This window comes from uncultured Oscillibacter sp., assembly GCF_950073225.1.
GTDB lineage: Bacteria > Bacillota > Clostridia > Oscillospirales > Oscillospiraceae > Oscillibacter.
In genome coordinates this window covers 22,483-36,778 of sequence record NZ_CATMPS010000006.1, presented here as the reverse complement: position 1 = coordinate 36,778, position 14,296 = coordinate 22,483, and the positions used below count along the sequence as shown (strand labels likewise).

The 14,296-nt window shown below is 63.5% G+C and carries 15 protein-coding genes; 10 read left to right on the top strand and 5 right to left on the bottom strand.

Annotated features, from left to right (window positions below; translation table 11 throughout):
• Positions 1–216: 216 nt before the first annotated feature.
• Complete coding sequence (locus tag Q1M04_RS05195; protein ID WP_293278956.1) at positions 217–1,404, bottom strand: FtsW/RodA/SpoVE family cell cycle protein; 1,188 nt, start codon at positions 1,402–1,404, stop codon at positions 217–219.
• Between the two features lie 145 nt (positions 1,405–1,549).
• Between Q1M04_RS05195 and tsaE the strand changes: the two genes are divergently transcribed.
• The 3 genes from tsaE to upp are packed head-to-tail and all read left to right on the top strand — an operon-like array spanning position 1,550 to position 3,354.
• Positions 1,550–1,981: a tRNA (adenosine(37)-N6)-threonylcarbamoyltransferase complex ATPase subunit type 1 TsaE gene (tsaE, locus tag Q1M04_RS05190; protein WP_295755000.1), complete on the top strand. Its 432-nt coding sequence runs from the start codon at positions 1,550–1,552 to the stop codon at positions 1,979–1,981.
• Complete coding sequence (gene tsaB / locus Q1M04_RS05185) at positions 1,978–2,679, top strand: tRNA (adenosine(37)-N6)-threonylcarbamoyltransferase complex dimerization subunit type 1 TsaB (protein WP_293278958.1); 702 nt, start codon at positions 1,978–1,980, stop codon at positions 2,677–2,679. The genes tsaE and tsaB overlap by 4 nt, the downstream gene beginning before the upstream one ends.
• 42 nt (positions 2,680–2,721) lie before the next feature.
• Positions 2,722–3,354 (top strand): uracil phosphoribosyltransferase, encoded by a 633-nt coding sequence (upp, locus tag Q1M04_RS05180; protein WP_297997446.1) that lies wholly within the window; start codon positions 2,722–2,724, stop codon positions 3,352–3,354.
• Between the two features lie 46 nt (positions 3,355–3,400).
• On the opposite strand, the gene Q1M04_RS05175 is transcribed toward upp, so the two are convergent.
• From Q1M04_RS05175 to Q1M04_RS05165, 3 genes are all read right to left on the bottom strand, one after another.
• On the bottom strand, positions 3,401–4,123 hold the full coding sequence (locus Q1M04_RS05175) for an amino acid ABC transporter ATP-binding protein (RefSeq protein ID WP_297997443.1): 723 nt from the start codon (positions 4,121–4,123) through the stop codon (positions 3,401–3,403).
• Positions 4,110–4,820, bottom strand: a complete 711-nt coding sequence (locus Q1M04_RS05170) for an amino acid ABC transporter permease (protein WP_204790591.1) — start codon at positions 4,818–4,820, stop codon at positions 4,110–4,112. Before Q1M04_RS05170 ends, Q1M04_RS05175 begins: the two co-directional genes overlap by 14 nt.
• A 65-nt stretch (positions 4,821–4,885) precedes the next feature.
• Positions 4,886–5,752 (bottom strand): transporter substrate-binding domain-containing protein, encoded by an 867-nt coding sequence (locus Q1M04_RS05165; RefSeq protein ID WP_297997439.1) that lies wholly within the window; start codon positions 5,750–5,752, stop codon positions 4,886–4,888.
• A 388-nt stretch (positions 5,753–6,140) separates the two neighbouring features.
• On the opposite strand from Q1M04_RS05165, the gene Q1M04_RS05160 reads away from it, so the two are divergent.
• From Q1M04_RS05160 to Q1M04_RS05140, 5 genes are all read left to right on the top strand, one after another.
• Entirely contained in the window at positions 6,141–6,638 is a 498-nt protein-coding gene (locus tag Q1M04_RS05160; protein WP_325306865.1) for an ACT domain-containing protein, read from the top strand.
• Between the two features lie 16 nt (positions 6,639–6,654).
• On the top strand, positions 6,655–7,851 hold the full coding sequence (locus Q1M04_RS05155) for a homoserine dehydrogenase (RefSeq protein ID WP_297293489.1): 1,197 nt from the start codon (positions 6,655–6,657) through the stop codon (positions 7,849–7,851).
• A 91-nt stretch (positions 7,852–7,942) separates the two neighbouring features.
• Entirely contained in the window at positions 7,943–9,154 is a 1,212-nt protein-coding gene (locus Q1M04_RS05150) for an aspartate kinase (RefSeq protein WP_293279588.1), read from the top strand.
• 69 nt (positions 9,155–9,223) lie between these two features.
• Positions 9,224–9,493, top strand: a complete 270-nt coding sequence (locus Q1M04_RS05145; protein ID WP_293279590.1) for an ACT domain-containing protein — start codon at positions 9,224–9,226, stop codon at positions 9,491–9,493.
• 12 nt (positions 9,494–9,505) lie between these two features.
• Positions 9,506–10,864, top strand: a complete 1,359-nt coding sequence (locus Q1M04_RS05140) for a PFL family protein (RefSeq protein ID WP_297997435.1) — start codon at positions 9,506–9,508, stop codon at positions 10,862–10,864.
• A gap of 34 nt (positions 10,865–10,898) precedes the next feature.
• On the opposite strand, the gene Q1M04_RS05135 is transcribed toward Q1M04_RS05140, so the two are convergent.
• Positions 10,899–11,738, bottom strand: a complete 840-nt coding sequence (locus Q1M04_RS05135; protein WP_297997432.1) for a MerR family transcriptional regulator — start codon at positions 11,736–11,738, stop codon at positions 10,899–10,901.
• 131 nt (positions 11,739–11,869) lie between these two features.
• Here Q1M04_RS05135 and Q1M04_RS05130 point away from each other — a divergent pair, with 131 nt between their 5' ends.
• Both Q1M04_RS05130 and Q1M04_RS05125 read left to right on the top strand, forming a co-directional pair.
• Positions 11,870–12,871 carry a linear amide C-N hydrolase gene (locus Q1M04_RS05130; protein ID WP_300346299.1) on the top strand — a complete coding sequence of 334 codons (1,002 nt, stop codon included), beginning with the start codon at positions 11,870–11,872 and terminating at the stop codon, positions 12,869–12,871.
• 14 nt (positions 12,872–12,885) lie between these two features.
• The gene (locus Q1M04_RS05125) at positions 12,886–14,220 is read left to right on the top strand and encodes an MATE family efflux transporter (RefSeq protein WP_297997427.1); all 1,335 of its coding nucleotides are present in this window, start codon (positions 12,886–12,888) and stop codon (positions 14,218–14,220) included.
• The last annotated feature ends 76 nt before the right edge of the window (positions 14,221–14,296 follow it).

The window sequence follows — 14,296 nt, the reverse complement described above, 5'->3', positions numbered from 1 at the left end:
ATCCTCCTGTATGAATTGGTACGGGAGTAGTGTTTTCCCATTCTTTGAAATTATGCGAAAAACCACCGTCCCGCTTGTCGAAAAAGCATTTTCGACAAGCGGGACAAGTTTTCAGAACTTCATAAAAAGTTCTGAAAACTTTGAATTTAAATGGTGCGGGGAACCCCTCCTGGGTTCCCCGCACACACCCTTCCTTCCCGTTGATGAAGTCTTCCGCTAGCGCAAAGGCGACCTTGCCACCCGGCGCATCTCCGGCGAGCGCTTCTTGATGCCCGACACCACCCCCATGGCCATATACAGCGTCAGGACGGAGGACCCTCCATAGCTGAAAAAGGGCAGCGTAATGCCGATGGTGGGCATGACGAAAAGGCACATGCCGATGTTGATGACGGTCTGGAAAATCAGGATGGAGGCCATGCCCACGCAGACATAGCGGTAGAAGGGGGTCCGGGCTTTCCGGGCCACCAGCAGGATGCGGAGGATGATGGCCAGCAGCAGCAGCATGATGGCAAGGCAGCCGAAAAGGCCCAGCTCCTCCCCCGCCACGGAGAAAATCAGGTCCGTCTGCTTGGCGGGAAGGGAGGTGCTGCCGCTCTGGGTCTGGCTGCCGTTCAGATAGCCCTGGCCCCAGAGCCCGCCGGAGCCGATGGCCAGCAAGCTCCGGGTCTGCTGCCAGCCCACTCCCTGGGGATCGAAGCTGTGGTCGAAAAGGACGATGAAGCGGTTCAGCATGTATTTCATGTCCTTCGGCACCAGGTCCAGCAGCAGCACGGCGGCGATGACCCCGCCGACTCCGGAGAAGAGCAGCAAAAACCACCGCAGGGCAAAGCCCGCCACAAAGGCCATGCACAAAAAAATGAACACAAACACCAGGCCGTTGCCCATGTCGTGGGAAACCACGAAGTACAGCCCGCAGAGGCCGAGGGTGTGGGCGGCCACAGCGAAGGCGGAGGAGAAGGATTTCACGTCCTCCTTCTCCTGCCAGAGCCATTCGATCTGTTTGGCAAGCAGCAGGACGAAGGTGATTTTCACCACCTCCGCCGGGCCGATCTGGAAGGGGATGCCGGGGAATTTCAGCCAGGCCCGGTTGCCGGTGCCCCCCGCTACGCCGAAGGGCGTCCGCAGCAGGAGGATGAAGCCCACGTTGAAAGCCAAAATCCATTTCCACTTCCGGGTGATGGATTCCAGGTCCAGCATGGAGAAAAAAATATAAACGCAGACCCCCAGGCCCAGGGCCGCGCACTGGGTGATCATCCGCCGCAGTCCCTTGGAGGGGTCCAGATACCGGGTGGCGCTGAATACCAGGACGATGCCGTACAAAGTGGCGGTGCTGCAAAGGCCCAGCAGCACCAGGTCGGCCTGCTGGATGAAGTCTGCCAGGGTGTCTTTCAATCGGTTCAGCATGATACGCTCCTTGAAATCTGGTCTTGTACTACAACAACATATTCTACCATACATGAAAAAACCTGTAAACGCCGGAAAATTTCTTTTTACACTTTATTTAATTTGTGGTATACTGAATCGACCTTACAAGAAAGGAGGCCCGCCTGTGGACTACGTTTCCCACAGCGAGGCGGAGACCGAGGCCCTGGGCCGCCGCCTGGCCGCCGTCCTGGCCCCCGGGGCCGTGGTGGCCTACCGGGGAGATCTGGGGATGGGAAAGACGGCCTTCACCCGGGGCCTTGCCCGGGGGCTGGGCTATGAGGGCCGGGTGACCAGCCCCACCTTTACCATTGTCAACGAATATGAGGGCGGGGGGCTGCCTCTGTTCCACTTCGACATGTACCGCCTGGAGGACGCGGGGGACCTCTTTGACATCGGCTGGGAGGATTACCTGGACCGGGGGGGCGTGTGCGCCGTGGAGTGGAGCGAACGGGTGGAGGAGGCCCTGCCGGAGGACGCGGTAACCGTCTCCTTTGCCCGCTGCCCGGAAGAGGAAAACTGGCGGGTCATTGCCATGGAAGGAGTGGGGCCGGTATGAGAATTTTGGCTCTGGAGACCGCCGCCAAGGCCGTCTCCGCCGCCGTCACCGAGGAGGGGAAGGTGCTGGCCTCCGCCTATCAGGACACAGGGCTGACCCACAGCCGGACCCTGATGCCCCTGGTGGAGCTGCTGCTGCGCAATACGGATATGACGGCGGCGGACCTGGACGTGATTGCCGTCTCGGCGGGGCCGGGGTCCTTTACCGGCGTCCGCATCGGCGTTTCCGCCGCCAAGGGACTGGCCTGGGCGGCGGACAAGCCCTGCGCGGCGGTGTCCACCCTGGCGGCCCTGGCCAGGAATGTGGCGTTTTTGGACGGGCTCATCGTCTGCGCCATGGACGCCCGGCGGCAGCAGGTCTACAACGCCCTCTTCGAGGCAAAGAACGGACGCCTCACCCGGTTGACGGAGGACCGGGCCATCGCCCTGGCGGAGCTGGCGGAGGAGCTGCGAAGCGACCCCAGGCCCAAGACCGTCCTGGGGGACGGAGGGCGGATGACCTATGACTTTTTGACGGCGGCGGGGGTGCCCTGCCGCCTGGCCCCGGCCCATCTGGTGAAGGAAAACGCCGTGAGCGTTGCCCTGGAGGCGGAGGATATCGCCCGGGCGGGCGGCCTGGTGACGGCCCAGGAGCTGGCTCCGGTGTACCTGCGGCCTCCCCAGGCCGAGAGGCTGCGGCGGGAGAAGCAGGGCGGCTGAATATGCTTGGCTTTGGAAATTTCAAATAGAAGGAGCGTTTTTATGAACGGAAAAGTACACGTCATGGACCACCCCCTGGTTGCCCACAAGCTGACGATTCTCCGGGACAAGAACACCAGCGTCAAGGACTTCCGGGAGCTGGTTTCCGAGATTGGCATGCTGATTACCTACGAGGCCACCCGGGATCTGCCCCTGACCACCTGCGAGGTGGAAACCCCCATCTGCAGGACCACCGCCCCCATGCTCAAGGGGAAAAAGTTCGCCGTGGTGCCCATCCTCCGGGCGGGCCTGGGGCTGGTGGACGGCGTTTTGCGCATGGTGCCCTCCGCCCGGGTGGGCCACATCGGCCTCTACCGGAACGAGGAGACCCTGGAGCCGGTGAAGTACTTCTGCAAGATGCCCAAGGACGTGGCGGAGCGGGACGTGCTCATTGTGGACCCCATGCTTGCTACCGGCGGCAGCGCCGAGGCGGCCATCGGCTTCATGAAGGAATACGGCTGCACCACCATCAAGCTGATGGTCCTCCTGGCCGCGCCGGAGGGCATCGCCCGCATCCAGAAGAGCCACCCGGACGTGGACATCTACTGCGGCGCGGTGGATGAAAAGCTGAACGAGAGCGGCTACATTGTCCCTGGCCTGGGGGACGCGGGAGACCGGATTTTCGGAACGAAATAAGAGACAAGCCCTCCGGCAAATGGGCCGGAGGGCTTTCGTTTTCCGTTTACAGCACCTTGCTGAGAAAATCCTTCAATCTGGGATGCTTGGGATTCCCAAAGAGCTCCGCCGGAGGCGCTTCCTCCAGCACCTTCCCGCCGGCCATGAACAGCACCCGGCTGCCCACCTCCCGGGCAAAGCCCATCTCGTGGGTCACCACCACCATGGTCATGCCGTCCCGGGCCAGCTCCTTCATCACGTCCAGCACCTCGCCCACCATCTCCGGGTCCAGGGCGGAGGTGGGCTCGTCGAAGAGCATCAGCTGGGGCTTCATGGCCAGGGCCCGGACGATGGCCACCCGCTGCTTCTGCCCACCGGAGAGCTGGCTGGGATAGGCGTCGGCCTTGTCCGTCAAATCCACCCGCTGCAAAAGGCTTCCCGCCAGCTCGTCGGCCTCCTCCTGCTTCATCAATCCCGTCCGCACCGGGGCCAGGGTGATGTTCTTCCGAATGGTCATGTTGGGGAACAGGTTGAAGTGCTGGAACACCATGCCCATCTGCTGGCGCACCTGGTCGATCTTCACCTTGGGGTCCGTAATGACGGTGCCCTGGAAGGAGATGGTTCCCGCGCTGGGCGTTTCCAGCAGGTTCAAGCACCGCAGGAAGGTGGACTTGCCGGAGCCGGAGGGCCCGATCACAACCACTTTCTCGCCGGGGTAGATGTGCTGGGAAATGTCGTCCAGCACCAGGTGGTCCCCGAAGGACTTGGAGAGGTTCTTAACGTCGATCACTTTCCCGCAGCCTCCTTTCCAGTTTCCCCTGGAGCCAGGTGAAGATGATGACAATGGCTAAGTACATGGCGGCGATGCCCAGCAGGGGCGGCATATAGTCAAAGGTCCGCCCGCCGATGGTGCTGGCGTAGTACAGCATTTCCATGCCGCCGATGGCCTGGGCCAGGGAGGTGTCCTTGAACAAGGTGATAAACTCGTTGCCAAGAGACGGCAGGATGTTCTTGAAGGCTTGGGGAATGACGATGAAGCGCATGGTGTCAAAGTACCCAAGGCCCAGGGAGCGGCCCGCCTCGGACTGGCCCGCGTCCACGCTCATCAGCCCGCCCCGGATGATTTCCGCCACATAGGCTCCGGAGTTGACTCCCAGGCCAATGAAGGCCACCAGAATCTTGTTGCGCTGGGTGGGGAAAATGACAAAGGTCCAGATGAAAAGCTGCACCAGCATGGGCGTGCCCCGGATGACGGTGGTATAAATCTGGCAGAGGACGTTTAAAATGCCCAGCACGGGATTCTTCCGGCCGATGCGCTGCTGGTCGTGGGCGGAGCGGACCACCGCCACCACCAATCCCAGCAGTACGCCGAAAATCAGGGCCACAACGGTCAGCTCCAGGGTGGTTCCCAGTCCCTGGAGGTAAAGCTTCCAGCGGCCGCCTTCCAAGAAGGCCGTGACGAACCGCTGCGCGAGCGAAGGTTTCATGGCGGGGCTCCTTTCTCGTTGCGCGGGAAAAAGGGCGGCCCGGAAGGCCGCCCTTCTCGGCGCGTTTATTCGGCGGTGATATACTTATCCACGATGCCCTGGAAGGTACCGTCGGCTTTCAGCTCCGCCATGGCGGCGTTGACAGCCTCCAGCAGGGCGGTGTTTCCCTTGGCAAGGCCGATGGCGTAGTCCTCCACGGCAAACTCGGTGTCCAGGATTTTCAGGCCGTCATTGGAGGCCACAAAGCTCTTGGCGGGCTCGTTGTCAATGACCACCGCGTCCACCTGGCCGTTCACCAGGGCCATGACGGCCAGGGCGCCGGTCTCATAGGCGGTGACATGATCTTCGCCATAGCCGCCGTTTTCCGGGGTGTCGGAGCAGTAAATATAGCCGGTGGTGGCCTTCTGGCAGCCGATCATCTGGGCATTGGACAGGTCGGCCACGGTGGCAATGGGGGAGTCCTCCTTGACGATGACCACCTGGATGCCGGTGGCATAGCTGTCGGAGAAGTCCATAACCTGCTGGCGGTCCTCGGTGACGGTGATGCCCGCCATGGCGATGTCGCTCTGTCCGGTCTGGACGGCGGTCAGGGCCGCGTCAAAGCCCATGTCGTCCACCACCAGCTCCAGGCCCAGCTTCCCGGCGATGGCCTGGGCCACTTCCACGTCGATGCCCTCGAAGCCGCCGGCGTCGGTGGTCATCTCATAGGGAGGGAAGGCGGCGTTGGTGGACATGTGGAGCTTGCCCTCTTCCACGGTGGTGAAGGCGGGGGCGTCGGTGCCGGAATCGGCGGGGGCGGAGGAGTCGGCAGGATCGGAGGTGCCGGCGGGGGCGGAGTCCCCGGCGTCGCCGGCGGGCTTGTCTCCGCCGCCGCAGGCGGCCAGGCTCAGGACCATGGCCAGGGCCAAAAGCAGAGTCATAAACTTCTTCATGATACAATCATCCTTTTCATCCAAAAGTCTTTGCCCGGCGGACCGGGCGCTGGGTTTCAAAGCTCCGGGGGAATTTCCCCGCAGGCTGTGGCTACCTTAACACGGACTCGCCCGTCTGTCAATACTTTTTCAGAACCCGTGCATATTTATTTGGCGCATTTCTCCAGAATCGCCGAAAAATTCCGGAACAGTCCCTGCCTTTTGTGCATTTTTCAGACCTAATGTTCAGACAAGTGTGAATATCTGGATGAATATTCATTATGAGACAGGCCGCCGATCCGGCGCTTCCCGGCATTTTGCCCACGGAAAGGGGGGATTTTTCGGTTAGTTTCCCCGATTCCGACAGTTGCGAAGCGGCGGAAAATGTGATACCATGCAGGGAAGACAAATGACCGCAATGGACGGACTGAACGCCGCCGGGGGGCGGCCCGTGATGGAGGATGCGATGGCAAAGACGATCAAATACTACATTGTGGCGGCGGAGGCGCTGCCGGAGATTTTCGTCAAGGTGGCGGAGGCCAAGCGGTTGATGCAGACCGGCGAGGCGGACACCGTGGGCGCGGCCACAAAGCAGGCGGGCATCAGCCGCAGCGCCTTCTATAAATATAAGGACTCCGTCCAGCCCTTCAACGACATGAAGGCGGAGCACATCATCACCTTCTACGCCATGCTCAAGGACGTGGCGGGGGTGCTTTCCGGCGTGCTGGCGCGGTTCGCCGCCTCCGGGGCCAATATCCTGACCATCAACCAGAGCATTCCCACCAACGGCTGCGCGGCGGTGACCATCTCCGCCGAGACCAGCGGTCTTTCGGAGTCCCTGGAGCAGCTGATGGGGGACGTGACCGCCTTGGAGGGCGTGCTGAAATTCGAGATATTAGCAGGTTGACAGAGAGGTTTTCGAGATGATACAGATTGCGATTCTGGGCCTTGGCACCGTGGGCACCGGCGTTGCCAAGGTGGTGGCGGAGAACGCCCGGCAGATCGAACGGAAGCTGGGGGAACCCTTACAGGTGAAAAGCGTTCTGGTCCGGCGCTTTAAGGACGGGCCCTACCGCCAGCTGATGACCGACGACTTTAAGAAAATCGAGGAGGACGACGCCATCCGGGTGGTGGTGGAGACCATCGGCGGGGTGGAGGCGGCTTACGAGTATACAAAGCGGGCCCTGTCCGCCGGGAAGCATGTGGTTACCGCCAACAAGCAGCTGGTGGCGGAGAAGGGCTGTGAGCTGCTGGCCCTGGCCCGGCGGAAAAACGTCAGCTACCTCTTCGAGGCCAGCGTGGGCGGCGGCATTCCGGTGCTCCACCCCCTGACCCAGTGCATGGCGGCCAACCGCATCGACGAGGTCTACGGCATCTTAAACGGGACCACCAACTATATCCTCACCCGGATGGTCCGCACCGGGGCCTTCTTCTCCGACGCCCTCCGGGAGGCCCAGGCCAAGGGCTATGCCGAGGCGGACCCCACCGCCGACGTGGAGGGCATCGACGCGGGGCGGAAAATCTGCATCCTGGGGGATTTGGCCTTCGGCAGCCAGATCGACCCGGAGCGGGTGCCCATGGAGGGCATCAGCAAGCTGAGCCTCCGGGATGTGAAAATCGCCCAGCGGGCGGGCTACCGCATTAAGCTGCTGGGCCGGGCGGCGCGCCTCCCCGGCGGCGGGCGGACGGCCTATGTGGCCCCGCATTTAATTCCCGAGGACAACCCCATGGCCAATGTGGAGGACGTGTTCAACGCCGTGATGGTCCGGGGCAACGCCACCGGCGAGGTGATGTTCTACGGCCGGGGAGCCGGGGAGCTGCCCACCGCCTCCGCCTGTGTGGCGGACGTGATGGAGTGCCTCCAGGCCAGTCCCAAGCGGGAGGAGATCGGCTGGTCGGCGGATGCGGCGGGATTCCAGGACCCGTCGGTTTTGAAGATGCGGCACTATTTCCGCATCGAGGGCAGCCTCACCGACGCGGCCCTGGCCTTCGGGCAGGTGGAGGTCCTCAGCGAGGACGGCGAGACCGCCTTTTTGACCGACCCCCTCAGCGGGGACGAGGCGGCCCAGCAGTCCCGATCCCTGAACGTGCTGGCCTGTATGCGGGTATTGGACGGCTGACCCGGCGCGCGGCCCGCCGCATAGGATAGAGCGGGGAAGAAGGCCCTTCCCCCGTCCAACCTGATTTCAAGCGGAAAAGGAAGATAGATTCATGAGTTTGATCGTACAGAAATTCGGCGGCAGCTCCGTGAGGGACGCCCAGCGTATCCAAAATGTCGCCCGAATCATCGCGGAGGCCTATGTAAAGGGCAACGATGTCATCGTGGTCCTGTCCGCCCAGGGGGACACCACCGACGACCTGATTGAAAAGGCGAAGGAGGTCAACCCCAACGCCTCCAAGCGGGAGCTGGATATGCTCCTTTCCACGGGGGAGCAGATTTCCGTGGCTCTTTGCGCCATGGCGCTGGAGGCCATGGGCCTGCCCTGCGTGTCCCTGGCGGCCTGGCAGGTGGGCATCCAGTCCACCACCGTCCACGCCGACGCCCGCATCAAGCGCATCGACGCCGAGCGCATCCAGGCGGAGCTGGACCAGCACCGCATCGTCATCGTCACGGGCTTCCAGGGCGTGGACCGGAACGGGGACGTGACCACCCTGGGCCGGGGGGGCTCCGACACCAGCGCCGTGGCCCTGGCGGCGGCTTTCCGGGCGGACCTGTGCCAGATTTACACCGACGTGGACGGCGTGTACACCGCGGACCCCCGCCTGGTCCCCACGGCCCGGAAGCTGGAAGAGATTACTTACGACGAGATGCTGGAGCTGGCGTCTCAGGGGGCCCAGGTGCTCCACAACCGCAGCGTGGAGCTGGCGAAAAAGTTCAGAGTGAATTTGGAAGTGCTTTCCAGCCTGGAGCGGAAGCCCGGCACGAAAGTCAAGGAGGTTACAAAAGTGGAAAAGACCAACATTGCCGGCGTCGCCAAGGATACCAGCATCGCCCGGGTGGCCTTGGTGGGCCTCCAGCACAACCCCGGCGTCGCCTTCCAGGTCTTCGACCTGCTGAGCAAGCACAACATCAATGTGGACGTGATTCTCCAATCCATCGGCCGGGAGGATACCAAGGATATCACCTTCACCATCCACCGGAAAGACCAGCAGGAGGTGGAGGGCATCCTGAACGAGCACAAGGAAGCCCTGCGCTTTGACCACATTGAGGCCGACGACCGGATCGGAAAGGTCTCCATCGTGGGCGTGGGACTGATGAGCAACTGCGGCGTGGCCGCCAAAATGTTCGAGGCCCTCTATGAGGCGGGCATCAACATCCAGATGATCAACACCTCGGAGATCCGGGTCTCCGTCCTTCTGGACGAGACGGACGTGAACCGGGCGGTCCGGGCCATCCACGACAAGTTCTTCGACGAGCTGTAATTCGCGTCCGGCGGGGGGAATCTGTTTCCCCTCGCCGGAGGCTGTTTTTAAAATAAAGGAGGAGCAACCATGAACGCCATTGTCACCGTCCTGGGGCAGGACCGGGTGGGCATCATCGCCGCCGTCTGCAACCGCCTGGCAAACTATAACGTCAACATTCTGGACATCTCCCAGACCATTCTCCAGGGGGCCTTTACCATGGTCATGGCCGTGGACGTCAGCCAGTCCACCGCCAGCTTCGGCGAGCTGGGGAAGGGCCTGAACGACCTGGGAGCGGAGCTGGGCCTCTCCATCCGCATCCAGCGGGAGGAGATTTTCAACGCCATGCACAGCATTTAAGGAGGGAACCCCATGCTGAATCAGAAGGAAATTCTCTCCACCATTGAGATGATCGACCAGCAGCACCTGGACATCCGCACCATCACCATGGGCATCTCCCTGCTCTCCTGCTGCGACCCGGACCCCAGGCGGGCCTGTGAGAAGGTCTATGAGAAGATCTGCCGCTGCGCCGAACGGCTGGTGAAAACCGGCCAGGACATTGAGGACGAGTTCGGCATCCCCATTGTGAACAAGCGCATCTCCGTCACCCCCATGGCCCTGGTGGCCGGGGCCAGCGAGACGGAGGACTATGTGCCCTTTGCCCTGGCCCTGGATAAGGCGGCCCAGAGCTGCGGCGTGAACTTCATCGGGGGCTACTCCGCCCTGGTCCAGAAGGGGATGACCCAGGCGGACGAGCGCCTCATCCGCTCCATTCCCGAGGCCCTGGCCCGGACGGAGCTGGTCTGCTCCTCCGTCAACGTGGGCTCCACCCGGGCGGGCGTCAACATGGACGCCGTGGCCCTCATGGGCCGCACCATCCGGGAGACCGCAGACCGCACGGCGGACCGGGACGGCCTGGGCTGCGCCAAGCTGGTGGTGTTCTGCAACGCCGTGGAGGACAACCCCTTCATGGCCGGGGCCTTCCACGGCGCCGGAGAGGCGGAGAAGGTCATCAACGTGGGCGTCTCCGGGCCCGGCGTTGTCTGCCACGCCCTCCAGGCCGTTAGGGATAAGCCCCTGGACGTTGTGGCGGAGACCATCAAGAAGACCGCTTTCCGGGTGACCCGCATGGGCCAGCTGGTGGCCCAGGAGGCCAGCCGGCGGCTGGACACGCCGTTTGGAATCGTGGATTTGAGCCTGGCCCCCACCCCCGCCGTCGGGGACAGCGTGGCCCGGATTCTGGAGGAGCTGGGCCTGGAGGTCTGCGGCACCCACGGCACCACGGCGGCCCTGGCCATGCTGAACGACGCGGTGAAAAAGGGCGGCGTCATGGCCTCCTCCAGCGTGGGGGGCCTCTCCGGGGCCTTCATCCCCGTCAGCGAGGACGAGGGCATGATTGCCGCCGCCCGCTCCGGGACGCTGTGCATCGACAAGCTGGAGGCCATGACCTGCGTCTGCTCCGTGGGGCTGGACATGATCGCCATTCCCGGGGACACCCCGGCGGAAACCATCGCGGCGATCATCGCCGACGAGGCGGCGATTGGCATGGTGAACAACAAAACCACCGCCGTTCGCATCCTCCCCGCCCCGGGGAAGGACGTGGGGGGTACCATTGAGATGGGCGGGCTGCTGGGCAGCGCTCCGGTAATGCCGGTCCACCGGGAGTCCTCCGCCGCCTTTATCGCACGGGGCGGACGGATTCCCGCCCCATTGCACAGCCTGCGGAATTGAAAAAAGGGCCGCGCCGTTACAACGGCGCGGCCCTTTATGGTTTCTCCGCCAGCCGGACGGACAGCACGGTGGCCGCGTTGGATTCCACCCCGTTCAGGATAAAGCCCGCCAGGTCGCAGGCGTAGACGCGCCCCCACGTCTTCAGCTTCTTCTCCGCTATGTGCCGCGCCAGGGCGGCGTAGCCCTGGGTGAGGTCCCAGCGGCCCCGGCAGCAGAGAAGGAGGTGGGTCCCGGCGGGCTTTTCCCAGTAATAGGGGCAGTCCGTCCGCTCCGCCAGGCGCATGGTGAGATGGCTGACGGTTCCCGGCCCCGCCGGTTCCCCGGGGCGGTGGATGGCCCCCAGCCGGTAGTCCGTCCGCAGGCCGTACTCCCGGCAGAGGGTCCGGCAGCGCTCCAGCACGGTCATCAGCATGGCATCCTCTTCCGCGCCGGGGTCCATCAGGCCCTCCAGCTCCTCCGCCGGGAGGGCCAGCAGATGCTCCGCCTCGAACCGGGCCGTCCGGGGGACCAGATCCGGCTCCGCCCCCAGCTCCAGGCCCCCGATCATGCCGGAGAGGACGAACTCCATCTGCTCCAGCTTCCGCCGCTCCGCCTCCAGCCGCACCCGCTGTTCCCGGAGGCGCTCCAGGGTTCCGGCGGCGTCCTGCCCCCGGAGGCAGCGGCGGATCTCCTCCAGGGGCGTGCCCGTCTGGCGGAAGATGGCGATGGCGTAGTAGTCATAGAACTGTTCCGCGTCATAGTAGAAATACCCGTTTCCCCCCCGGTGGGCCGGGGTCAGCAGCCCCAGGTCCTTGTAGTGCCGCAGAGTCTCCTTGGTTGCGCCGCACAGGGCGGCAAAGTCCCCGGAGGTCAGACGGCCTGTTTTCCGCTCCATAAAAGATTCCTCCCCAAATGGCAAATCCCCTCTTGACTGTGTGGCGGCCACACGGTTTATGATACCTCACACAAGGAATTTTTACAAGCCTGGACGGCAGACTAAGGCGAAAGGAACATGGAGGTATCATGATGAATTTTGGATGCAGCAGCTTTTCCTGGGAGACAGCGGACGGACGCCACCTTCTGGGCCGGACCTATGACCAGTTCGGGGACCTGAAGGCGAACCGCGTTCTCGCCGTCCCCGCCGGGATTCCCTGCGCCCCCGGGATCCGGCCGGGGCGGGAGGACCCCCGGGGACGCTACGGGTATACCGGCATGGCGGTGCTGGGCTTTGGGGAGCCTATTTTGGTGGACGGCGTGAACGCCGCCGGGCTTATGGGGGCCCTGCTCCACTACCCGGAGTACGCGGCCTATGAGGAAGCCGCCGGGCCGGGGAAGACGGCGGTCCATCCCGGCCGCCTCCTGGCCTGGCTCCTCAGCCGGTGCGGCTCTTTGGAAGAGGCGGTGGAAGCCCTGGACGGCCTCACCCTGGTGGACGAGCTCATCCAGGGAAAGCCCCTGCCCGCCCACTATATCCTAAGCGGCAGGACCGGCGAAGCCCTCATCCTGGAGCCCGATCAAGGCGGCCTGTCCGTCTACCGGCGGACCGCCGGGGTGCTGACCAACAGCCCGGACTACCCGTGGCATGAAACCAATCTGCGGAATTACGCGGGAGTCACGAACCTGCCCAAGGCGCCCCGGACCATTGCGGGCCGCGAGGTCCGGGAGTTTGGGGAGCGGCTGGGGGGCGGCTTCGGCCTGCCGGGGGGCTACTCCTCTCCCGCCCGCTTTGTGCGGACGGCCTTCATGAAGGAGTTCTCCGTCCGGGGGAGGGACGAGCTGGACGGCGTGTCCCGGATGTTCCGGGCCTTTGCCCCGGTGGATATCCCCGAGGGACTGGCCAAGGCCGATCCGGACTACGACGTGTATGAACAGACCCTGTGCACCAGCGTGATGTGCGCGGAGAGCGGCGTCTACTACTTCGCCCCCGCCTGGAACCGGCGGGTCTCCGCCGTCCGTCCTCTGGCGGAGGGGGACGAGGTCCGGTATTTCGGCCTGGGGGACCGCCAGGACGTGGACTACCGGAATTGAGGGAGGGGAGCGCTGTGAAAGCCAGTCTGGATTCTTACCACCTCCCGGTGACGGGACGAAACATCCTGCGCTTTGTTTTTCCCACCATCGTCATGACGGTGTTCAACACGTTCTACACCATGGTGGACGGCCTGTTTGTCTCCAACCTCATCGGCACCGCCGCCCTGTCGGCCATCAACCTCACAGCCCCGGCCATCGGGCTCATCACGGCGGTGTCCGGGATGCTGGCCACCGGCGGCAGCGCCGTGGTAATGAAAAAGATGGGGGAGGGCCGGGAAGAGGAGGCCCGGCAGGACTTCACCCTGCTGATTTTGACCAACGCCGTGGTGGGGGCCGTCATGATGGCCCTGGGCTACGGCCTGATGGACGTCCTGCTGGGGTCCATGGGCCTGTCGCCGGAGGTCTTCGGATACTGCCATGCCTACCTCAGCGACTATCTGCTCTTCACCATCCCCATTTTGCTGATGTACAACTTCTCCCTCTACCTCATCGCCGCGGATCGGTCACGGCTGTCCCTCATCTGCACCGTGGCGGGGGGCGTGAGCAACATCGTCCTGGACTATGTGCTCATCGCCATGGCGGGCCTGGGCATCCGGGGGGCCGCCGTCGCCACGGGGCTGGGGTACTCCCTCACCGCGGCGGCGGGCCTTTTGGTCTTCCGTAAACGGGACAGCCTGCTCCACTTCCAGAAGCCGGTCTTTCGGGGAGGCGTGCTGTTCCACGCCTCCGCCAACGGCCTTTCCGAGCTGGCCACCTCCCTGGTCTCCGGCATCACCACGTTGCTGTTCAACCTGGCCATGCTGAAATACATCGGAGAGGACGGCGTGGCCGCCATCACCATCATCATGTACGTATTGATGTTTGTCAGCGCCCTGTTTATCGGCTACTCCTACGGCGCGGCGCCCATGATCAGCTACTACCACGGGGAGGGGAACCACGAGAAGCTGAAAAAGCTGGTGCGCTTCAGCGTGCGGTTCATCCTGGGGGCCTCCGCCCTCTGCGCCGCCGTCTCCGCCCTGGCCACCCCGGCGCTGGTGGGCGTCTTCACCCGGCCGGACAGCCCGGTCTACGCCTTGGCGGTGACGGGGAACCGCCTGTGCTCCATCGCCCTGCTCTTCCTGGGGCTGAACGTCTTCGCCAGCAGCATGTTCACCGCCCTGTCCAACGGCGTGGTTTCCGCTGTTCTGGCCTTCTCCCGGTCCTTCCTGTTCACCGTGGCCTGCGTCCAGCTTCTGCCCCTGCTGCTGGGGGTAACCGGGGTCTGGCTAGCCACCCCGGCGGCGGAGCTGCTGGGTCTGCTTATGTCGGCGGCGCTGCTGGCAAGGCACCAAAAGCGCTACGGCTACTGAACCGTTCGCGCCGCGTTGGAAGGGTGTAACTTTTTGTCATAAAATGTAATTCTTCTGTTGCGAATCCTGCATCTTT